Annotated in this window: 10 protein-coding genes; 2 read left to right on the top strand and 8 right to left on the bottom strand. The window is 70.5% G+C overall.

Features of this window, described 5'->3' with window-relative positions; translation table 11 throughout:
* Positions 1-16: 16 nt before the first annotated feature.
* Entirely contained in the window at positions 17-787 is a 771-nt protein-coding gene (locus ACZ44S_RS37945; protein WP_466937832.1) for an ECF subfamily RNA polymerase sigma factor, BldN family, read from the top strand.
* 252 nt (positions 788-1039) lie between these two features.
* Positions 1040-2287, top strand: coding sequence for a DUF5667 domain-containing protein (locus tag ACZ44S_RS37950; protein WP_466937835.1), 1248 nt, complete (start codon positions 1040-1042; stop codon positions 2285-2287).
* Positions 2288-2375: 88 nt separating this feature from the next.
* Here the strand turns inward: ACZ44S_RS37950 and ACZ44S_RS37955 are convergent, their stop codons facing one another.
* The 8 genes from ACZ44S_RS37955 to ACZ44S_RS37990 form a co-directional block, all read right to left on the bottom strand.
* A complete protein-coding gene (locus ACZ44S_RS37955) occupies positions 2376-3452 on the bottom strand; it encodes a lysophospholipid acyltransferase family protein (protein WP_466937836.1) in 1077 nt (358 codons plus the stop codon).
* A 14-nt stretch (positions 3453-3466) separates the two neighbouring features.
* Positions 3467-4528: an NAD-dependent epimerase/dehydratase family protein gene (locus ACZ44S_RS37960; protein ID WP_466937839.1), complete on the bottom strand. Its 1062-nt coding sequence runs from the start codon at positions 4526-4528 to the stop codon at positions 3467-3469.
* 202 nt (positions 4529-4730) lie between these two features.
* Complete coding sequence (locus tag ACZ44S_RS37965) at positions 4731-4829, bottom strand: 30S ribosomal protein bS22 (protein ID WP_003948845.1); 99 nt, start codon at positions 4827-4829, stop codon at positions 4731-4733.
* 154 nt (positions 4830-4983) lie between these two features.
* Positions 4984-5196: a helix-turn-helix domain-containing protein gene (locus tag ACZ44S_RS37970; RefSeq protein ID WP_004984898.1), complete on the bottom strand. Its 213-nt coding sequence runs from the start codon at positions 5194-5196 to the stop codon at positions 4984-4986.
* A 129-nt stretch (positions 5197-5325) separates the two neighbouring features.
* Positions 5326-6141 (bottom strand): phosphatase, encoded by an 816-nt coding sequence (locus ACZ44S_RS37975; protein ID WP_466937843.1) that lies wholly within the window; start codon positions 6139-6141, stop codon positions 5326-5328.
* A 97-nt stretch (positions 6142-6238) separates the two neighbouring features.
* A complete protein-coding gene (locus ACZ44S_RS37980; protein WP_466937846.1) occupies positions 6239-7411 on the bottom strand; it encodes an acetoin utilization protein AcuC in 1173 nt (390 codons plus the stop codon).
* Complete coding sequence (locus ACZ44S_RS37985; RefSeq protein ID WP_466937848.1) at positions 7362-8597, bottom strand: MFS transporter; 1236 nt, start codon at positions 8595-8597, stop codon at positions 7362-7364. The genes ACZ44S_RS37980 and ACZ44S_RS37985 overlap by 50 nt, the downstream gene beginning before the upstream one ends.
* Before the next feature lie 60 nt (positions 8598-8657).
* A complete protein-coding gene (locus tag ACZ44S_RS37990) occupies positions 8658-9308 on the bottom strand; it encodes an HAD family hydrolase (RefSeq protein ID WP_466937851.1) in 651 nt (216 codons plus the stop codon).
* Between the last annotated feature and the right edge of the window lie 106 nt (positions 9309-9414).

Here is a 9414-nt window from a genome sequence, read left to right on the forward strand (position 1 = left end):
TGCCTCTGGGAGTCCCGTGTACCCACACGTCGGGGTTGACGCCTCGGGCCTGGCTACGCTGCGCGCGACAGTCGCGACAGCCCGAGACATGTTGCGCGGTGTCGTCCCCGCCGCGCAGACCGTCCCCGCATTCGCCACCGCCCCCGCCGGCCCGTGCTACGCCCTCGCCGAAGGTACCGCCGCCGTCGGCAGACGAGGGCGCGCCGCCACCACCGCCCGCCGCCCCGCCGCCGACAGCGACAGCGCCCGGATGATGGACCTCGTGGAGCGCGCGCAGGCCGGCGAGGCCGAGGCCTTCGGGCGGCTCTACGACCAGTACAGCGACACCGTGTACCGGTACATCTACTACCGCGTCGGCGGGAAGGCGACCGCCGAGGACCTCACCAGCGAGACGTTCCTGCGGGCGCTCCGCCGCATCGGCACCTTCACCTGGCAGGGCCGCGACTTCGGCGCCTGGCTGGTGACCATCGCCCGCAACCTCGTCGCCGACCACTTCAAGTCGAGCCGCTTCCGCCTCGAGGTCACCACCGGGGAGATGCTCGACGCCAACGAGGTCGAGCGGTCCCCCGAGGATTCCGTTCTCGAGTCCCTGTCCAACGCCGCCCTCCTCGATGCCGTACGACGACTCAACCCCCAACAGCAGGAGTGCGTCACGCTCCGGTTCCTCCAGGGGCTGTCCGTCGCCGAGACCGCCCGGGTCATGGGCAAGAACGAGGGCGCCATCAAGACCCTCCAGTACCGGGCCGTCCGCACCCTCGCCCGGCTCCTGCCGGAAGACGCCCGCTGACCCGGGCGCCCCTGCCGACCGGAACACGTTCCGCGACAGCCAACTCACGGTACGTGAAACACGGTTGGCTTCCTCATTCGGTCATCCGGGATCCGTAACCCAGGTGCCGCGCCGCTCGTTGTGCGGGATACAGGCTCCCTGTGGTCACCCCCTGACCGACTTGGATCACTCGATCGTGTGGCCTTGGTCGGGCCGGGGAACCCTCAGGACCCCCTGGGGAGTCGACCGTCATGACGAGAGGAGGTGCCGCCAGTGATCGCGAACGTATCGGCGCACCGGCGGGCGAACGCCTTCGCCCAGGCCCTGGAGGAGCAGTCCGACCGGGGCACGGCGGCCGAGCAGTCCGAAGGACCGGCACCGGCACCGGCCGCCGCGGAGAGCGAGCGGGCAGAGCTGCTCGCGCTGACCTCCGGCCTCGGCGCGCTGCCCAAGCCGGAACTGGACCCCGAGGTCAAGGTCGTCCAGAGGGCCCAACTGGTGGCCGCGTTCGAGGCCATGCTCCAGGAGGGCACCGCGGCGGGCGAGGCGACGGATCAGGCCGTACCCGAACAGCGTTCGCGCCGGGCCCGGGGCGCACACCGGGCGACCCCGCTGGGCAGGCTACGACCGCGCTCGCGGCTGGCCAAAGGGCTCACCGCGGGCGGGCTCACCGTCGGTGTCGCCGCCGGCGCCCTCGGCGGAGTCGCCGCCGCCAGCTCCGACGCCCTGCCCGGCGACTCCCTCTACGGGCTCAAGCGCGGAATCGAGGACGTCAAGCTCGGGCTCGCCGACGGCAGCGACGAGCGTGGCCGGGTCTACCTCGACCACGCCTCCACCCGCCTCGGCGAAGCGCGCCGGCTGATGGAGCGCGGCCGCAGCGGCCCCCTCGACCACGAATCCCTCGGCGAGATCCGCCGCGCCCTCTCCGGCATGCGGCACGACGCCTCCGAGGGCCACCGGCTGCTGCGTGAGGCATACGAGCGGGACCCGGACTCCCTGAGCCCCATGCAGGCGCTCTCCTCCTTCTCCCAGTCGCACCGCGAGGCCTGGAGCACGCTCCGCGACCGGCTGCCGGTGCAGCTGGGGGACGTCAGTGAGCAGGTCTCGTCGGTGTTCGACGCCATAGACGAAGACGTCGCCCCGCTGCAGTCCCTGCTCCCGCAGCCCCCGACCGACAAGGTCGGCGACGGGACACGGCACAGCGGCTCCGAGTCGGCATCGGGCGACCCGTCGGCGTCCCACCCCTCGCAGTCCCCCGGCACCGGCGACGACACCTCCGGCGACGGCAGTTCGCGCGGGGCCGATCCGTCCCGTTCCGCCGACACCGACCGCGAGAGCGACGGCCTCCTCGGCGGCAACACCGGCGGTCTGCTCGACCCGCCCAAGGAGAGCGGCGGACTCGCCACCACACCGCCGCCCACGGGCGACATCACCCAACCCCCCGCCCCCGACGTCACCCTCCCACCTCTCCTGCCCGGTCTCCTCCCGGGTCTGGGCATCGACGCCGAGGACGCGGAGTAGGGCTGGGGGCGCCCCCACCAAGGGGCGCCCCCAGCACGTACACACGATGCCCCCGGTCAGGCGACCACGGACCGCCGCTGCACCAGTCTCAGAAGAACACCGACCGCCGCTGCACCAAAAGCTTGTACAGCGTGTGCTGGATCTGTTCCCTGACCTGGTCCGTCAGGTTGAACATCAGCATCGGGTCCTCCGCCGCCTCCGGCGGGAAGCCGTCCGTCGGGATCGGCTCACCGAACTGGATCGTCCACTTCGTCGGCAGCGGCACCGCACCCAGCGGCCCGAGCCACGGGAACGTCGGCGTCAGCGGGAAGTACGGAAAGCCCAGCAGCCGGGCCAGCGTCTTCGCGTTGCCGATCATCGGGTAGATCTCCTCCGCCCCGACGATCGAGCACGGAACGATCGGCACCCCCTGCCGCAGCGCGGTCGAGACGAACCCGCCCCGCCCGAAACGCTGCAGCTTGTACCGCTCACCGAAGGGCTTTCCGATGCCCTTGAACCCCTCCGGCATCACCCCGACCAGTTCACCCTGTGCCAAGAGCCGTTCCGCGTCCTCCGCGCATGCCAGGGTGTGCCCGAGCTTCCGCGCCAGCTCGTTGACCACCGGCAGCATGAACACCAGGTCCGCCGCGAGCAGCCGCAGATGACGGTCGGCCGGGTGATGGTCGTGCACGGCGACCTGCATCATCAGGCCGTCCACCGGCACCGTCCCGGAGTGGTTGGCGACGATCAGCGCGCCGCCCTCCGACGGAATGTTCTCGATGCCCTTCACATCGACCCGGAAATACTTCTCGTACACCGGACGCAGCAGGGACATCAGAACCTGGTCGGTGAGCTCCTCGTCGTATCCGAAGTCGTCGACCTCGTAGTCCCCGGTGAGGCGGCGGCGCAGAAAGGCCAGGCCGCTCGCGATCCGCCGCTCCAGGCCGCCGTCGCCGTCACCGGCGCTCTCGGCGGCCGGCTCCTGGGGCTGCTCGTCCTCACCGCTCACCGGAACATCATCCTGCACGGACGCCACGCCCGGCAGTGGCTGGACGTCCCCCACCGCCGCGGGCCCCGGGCCGCCCTGGCGCCGGCTCCCCGCACTTCGGCGGCGCGACGGTCGCTGCGCGGCCCCGCCGCGGGAACGGTGGTCGTCGTCGAACGGAATGACCTTGGCGTCCGCCATCGTTGCTGCGCTCCTCAGTTGGCGCTCTGCGTCGGGGAGTGACCGCTGCCCGGCAGGGGCAGCGCGGCGATCCGGTCGACGGCCCCCGCGAGGGCCTCCGGCGGAAGCAGCCCGGGACCACGACTGCGCACGAAGTCGGAAAACGTTTCGGCAGTCGAGTACTTCGGGGTGAAACCCAGTGTCTCCCGCATCTGGTCCGTCGCCACCACCCGCCCGTGGGTGAGCAGCCGGATCTGCTCGGGCGAGAAGTCCGTCATCCCCAGCGTACGCACCAGCGAACCCGCCCACGTGACCGCGGGAAGCAGCAGCGGCACGGTGGGCCGGCCCAGCCGCCGCGAGCACTGCGAGAGCAGCAGCACGCCGTCGCCGGCGATGTTGAAGGTGCCGCTGTTGAGCGTGGAGCGCCGGGGTTCGTGCGAGCCGATCCGCAGCACCTCGATGACGTCGTCCTCGTGCACGAACTGCAGCCGGGGGTCGTAGCCGAACACGGTCGGCAGCACCGGCAGCGAGAAGTACGAGGCGAGCGGGGTGTCCGCAGCCGGGCCCAGGATGTTGGCGAACCTGAGCACGCACACCGCGACATCCGGGCGGCGGCGCGCGAAGCCGCGCACATAGCCCTCGACCTCGACCGTGTCCTTCGCGAAGCCGCCGCTGGGCAGCGACTTGGGCGGGGTCGTCTCGGTGAAGACCGCCGGATCGCGGGGCGCCGAACCGTAGACGTTCGTACTGGACTTCACGACCAGCCGCTTGATGCTCGGGGACTTCTGGCAGGCACCCAGCAGCTGCATGGTGCCGATGACGTTGGTCTCCTTCAGCGCCGTCCGGCTGGAGCTGCCCAGCGGCGTGCCCGTGACGTCGAGGTGGACGACCGTGTCGGCGGCCGTCTCGGCGAGCACCCGCGCGATCGTGGGCTGCCGGATGTCCGCCTGGACGAAGTCGGCGCCGCCCAGGTGGTGCTCGGGTGGGACCGCGTCCACGCCGACGACCCGGTCCACCTCCGGATCCCGCAGGATCCGCCGGACGAATCGGCCCCCCAGCTGCCGGGCCACCCCGGTGACGAGCACGACCTTTCCCAAGATCAGCGCCTTCCTCTCGCCCTGCTCCCGACGGCCAACCTATCGGGTCACCGTCGCTCTGTGGTACCAACCGAATGCTTGAAGTGACGACAGCCCCGGACGTACGAACGGGTCCGCACCCGGACGCCGGGGACGCGCGAACGACAGTGGCCCCCCACCTGACTGCGGTGGGGGGCCACTGGACACGCTTTCGCGCTGCCGCTTACTTCTTGTTGCGGCGCTGGACGCGCGTGCGCTTGAGCAGCTTGCGGTGCTTCTTCTTGGCCATCCGCTTGCGCCGCTTCTTGATAACAGAGCCCACGACTACCCTCGCTCACTTCTCATCACTCGGTGTTTGGGCGCCATGGGCCCACACGACCTACGAGGGGCTAGCCTACCCGCCCGAGCGCTGAGGTCGTAATCGAGGTGACCGGGGAGGCCCATGAGTGCCCGATACAGGTCTCCCCGGCACGCCGTCAGGCGGTTTCCACCCCCACGTAGCTCTCGCGGAGGTACTCGTGAACCGCTTGCTCCGGGACGCGGAAGGACCGCCCCACCCGGATCGCGGGCAGATGACCGCTGTGCACCAGCCGGTACACGGTCATCTTCGACACTCGCATCACCGAGGCGACTTCCGCCACGGTAAGGAACTGAACCTCGTTCAGAGGCCTCTCGCCAGCTGCAGCCATGACACACCTGAACCTTCCGCACTCGACGGCCACCGGCTTCCCCTTCCGGTGACTCTTCGTCGTTGCGTGCTCACTCCCCAATGTAGGGGCGGGTGATGCGAGTGGGGAAGAGGTGCAGCCATCGGCGACCTACTGTGACAGACACGCTCGATTGAGTACGTAGCGGGTCAGCGGCAGGTAGTAATCGGACCGCACGCCGTCATCAAGTGGAACGACGAGCGATACGGCGCCCTCGGCCTCCCCGACGAACGGGGCCGGGTCGTTCACATCCGCCAGCCCCACGGTCTCGAACCCCAGCTGACCTGCCCCGCAGACCCAGCCGTGGTCTCCGATCACCAGCGCGGGAAGCGGCCCGCCGACGTCGGCCGCCGCGGCGAGCGCGGTCCGAACCGGGAGAGGGGAGTGCGTGTGTGCGCCGGGCTCACAACCGGGGCGTTCCGAGGTCGCGCCCCGGACGAGCCCGACTCCTCGTACGTAGTCGAGGTTGCACGTGCGTAGACCGAACCGGGTCGTTATGTCGACACGGCGACCCTGCGCCGGGGTGAGGACGGTACATCCCGCTGACGACAGACCGTCTGCCAGAGCGGCGTAGAAACCGAGCAGCCGGTGCGGGTGACCGGTCCCGAAGAGGACCGGCACACGGCACCGGGCGGCCGCGGCCAGCCGCTCCGCACAGGCGTCCAGGGCGGCCAGGGTGCGCCCGGGGTCGATCACATCATGGCCCAAGGTCTGCCCGGGATCGGCCGAAACTCCGCACCTTTCCGACATCAGAGCGAGCAGATCCCGCTGCCCCCATACCCCTTGGGGATCCAAACCGATCAGCAGACGCGGATCCCGCGCGGCGAACAGCCGGTAACTCCGCAGGCTCTCCTCCCGGGTGGTGCCCACCACCCCCGCCAGCCGGGCAGCCAGGAGATGCGCACGAAGGCCGTCGGTGGTCAGCACGTAAGCGATGGTGCGGGACACCGCGGCGCGGCGCGGCCGGAACGGCACCGACACCGCACGATTGGCCCAACGGCCGACGGAAATCGTCGGACGGGCTCTACGGCAGCAGCCCCCGCAGCGGGAACACCGCGCGCCGGGTGGCCAGGATCGCCTGGTCCAGACGGTCCGCCGGGTCGTACCCCTCGTCCCACGCGGCCCAGGAGACCGGCCACCGCCCGTCGGTCATCCGCCGGGGCGCGGGCTGCCGGGTCCGGGCGTAGACCTCCTGCCGCCAGCCCTCGGGAATCATCGTCGTCGGCTCCACGGGCCGCTCGGCCGCGACACCCACCAAATGGGTCCAGGACCGCGGCACGACCTCCACCACCGCGTAGCCGCCACCGCCCAGCGCCACCCACCGCCCGTCGGCGTACTCGTGCGCCAGGTCGTGACACGCCACCTGTACCGCCCGCTGCGCGTCGAGCGACACCGCCAGATGCGCCAGCGGATCCTCGAAGTGCGTGTCGGCCCCGTGCTGCGTCACCAGCACCTGGGGCCGGAAGTCCGCCAGCAGCTCCGGTACGACGGAGTGGAACGCCCGCAGCCACCCGGCGTCCCCGGTCCCGGCCGGCAGCGCGACGTTGACCGCGCTCCCCTCCGCTGTGCCCGCTCCGGTCTCCTCAGGCCACCCGGTCTGCGGGAACAGCGTCCGCGGATGCTCGTGCAGGGAGACCGTCAGCACACGCGGATCCTCCCAGAACGCCGCCTGCACCCCGTCCCCGTGATGCACGTCCACATCGACGTACGCGACCCGCTCGGCCCCCAGCTCCAGCAGCCGGGCGATGGCCAGTGAGGCGTCGTTGTACACGCAGAAGCCGGAGGCGGCCCCGGGCATCGCATGGTGCAGCCCGCCGGCGAAGTTCACCGCGTGCAGCGTCTCACCACGCCACACGGCCTCCGCCGCCCCCACCGACTGCCCCGCGATGAGCGCCGACACCTCGTGCATCCCGGCGAACGCGGGATCGTCCATCGTGCCCAGCCCGTACGACTGGTCCGCCAGCTCCGGGCTGGCCGAAGCGGCCCGCACCGCCTCGATGTAGTCCTCCCGGTGGACGAGCCGCAACGTCGACTCCCCGGCCGCCTTCGCGGCGACCACCTCCACCTCGCGGTCGAGCCCGAAGGCTCCGACCAGACTCCGGGTCAGGGCGAGCCGGACCGGGTCCATCGGATGGTCCCGGCCGAAGTCATAGCCCGTTACTGCCTCGTCCCACATCAGCTGTGCGCGGCCGCTCATGACCGCCACCGTATCGGTCCGGTTGAGGCGCGAACGACCGGGCGTACACCAGCGTCACCAGCACCAACACCATCGGCACGAGCATCGCCCCGCGATAGCTCCACGCATTGCCCAGTCCCCCGACCAAGGGAGAACCGATCAGGAAGCCCACATAATTGAAGACGTTCAGCCGAGCGACGGCCGCGTCCGAGGCCCCCGGCCTCCCCGTCTCGTACGCCCGCCGCCCCGCCGCCGCGAACGTCTGCGGCACCAGCACACACAGCCCGAGCCCCAGCAGCGTGAATCCCAGCATGCCCACCCACGCCCCGGGCGCCCCGGCCACCACGGCGAACCCCACCGCCGCAACCAGCGCACCCGCCCGCACCACCGCCACGGGCCCGAAGCGGCGCACCCCGACATCCCCCAGCGTCCGTCCCAGCAGCGTGGTGACCATGTACACGTTGTACGGAACGGTCGCCATCTGCTCCGAACTCCCCAGCACGTCCTGGAGGTACTTCGCGCTCCAGTTGGAGACCGTCGAGTCCCCGATGTAGGCCACGGTCATCACCAGACACAACGGCAACAGCCACCTGAGACCACCGCCCGCGCCCGCGCCCTCGCCGGGGGGTGGCGGCTGCTCCTCGCGGCTGTCGACGTACCAGCGGCTCCCGACCAGCGCGGCCGGCATCAGCACCAGCACCAGCACCACCGGCAGATACGACACCCACAGCGCCAGGTCCCCGTGCGCCCCGACCCAGGCGAGCGACGCCCCGACGATCCCGCCCAGGCTGTACGCGGCATGGAAGCTGAGCATGATGCTGCGCCCGTACGCCCGCTGCAGACTCACCCCGAGCATGTTCATCGACGCGTCCAGCGCCCCGACGGCCAGCCCGAACGCGGCCAGCGCCACGGCGAGGGCGGTCATGTGCTCGCCCGCCCCGACCCCCAGAAGCGCCAGCAGCACCACGGGCTGCGACCACCGCAGGACCCGGCTGGGCGGAACCCGCTTCACCAACCGTTCCGTCGTCACACTGCCGACGCCCGCCAGGATGGGGACGGCGGCGAGGAAGACGGGCAGCAGCGCGTCGGAGACCCCGTACCGGTCCTGGATGGCCGGGATCCGCGTCACGAGCAGAGCGAACGCGACGCCCTGCACCAGGAAGCTGAACGCCAGCGAGGCTCTGCCGCGCCGCAGCACATCGGTCATGGCGGCGAGCGTAGGGCCCGGATGTACTGGTGGGTAGATCCGGTCAAAGATGAATCAGGTTCAGTTTCCCGCGAGCAGTGCGGCCAACTCCCGCATGTCCGCGAAGAGTCCCGTGGCACCGACGAGCCGCTCGGCCGGTGTCATCGCGGTGAAGCCGTACACGTCCATCCCGGCCGCGACCGCCGCACGCACACCCAACGGGCTGTCCTCGACGACCACACACCGCTCGGGTGTCACGCCCATCCGCTCGGCGGCATGCAAAAAGAGATCGGGGGCCGGCTTGCCGCGCCCCACGTCCTGCGAGCTGAAGATCCGCTTGTCGTCGAACCAGCGCTCGAGCCCAGTCGTGCGGTGCCCCACCCTGATCCGCTCATGGCTCCCGGACGACGCCACACAGTAGGGCACACCGTCCGCGGCCAGCTTCTCCATAACGTCCGTGGCTCCGACGACCGGCTTCAACTCCCGTTCGAACGCGGCGAAGACGCGGGCGTGGAACACGTCGTCGAAGTCCCCCGGCAACCGCTGCCCGGTCCGCTCCTCGACGAGATCGTGTACCCGATGCATGGCGGAGCCCATGTAGTCACGGATGGAGTCCTCGTACGAGGTGGGGTGACCGAGTTCGGTGAGGTACGCGGCCAGGAGCTGGTTGGAGATCGGCTCACTGTCGACGAGAACACCGTCGTTGTCGAAGATGACGAGGTCATAGCGCATGACACGACCCTAAACGCAGAAAACCCCGCACCGGTAAGGTGCGGGGTTTTCCCAACAATTGTTCGGCGGCGTCCTACTCTCCCACAGGGTCCCCCCTGCAGTACCA

Source organism: Streptomyces malachitofuscus, from assembly GCF_055571035.1.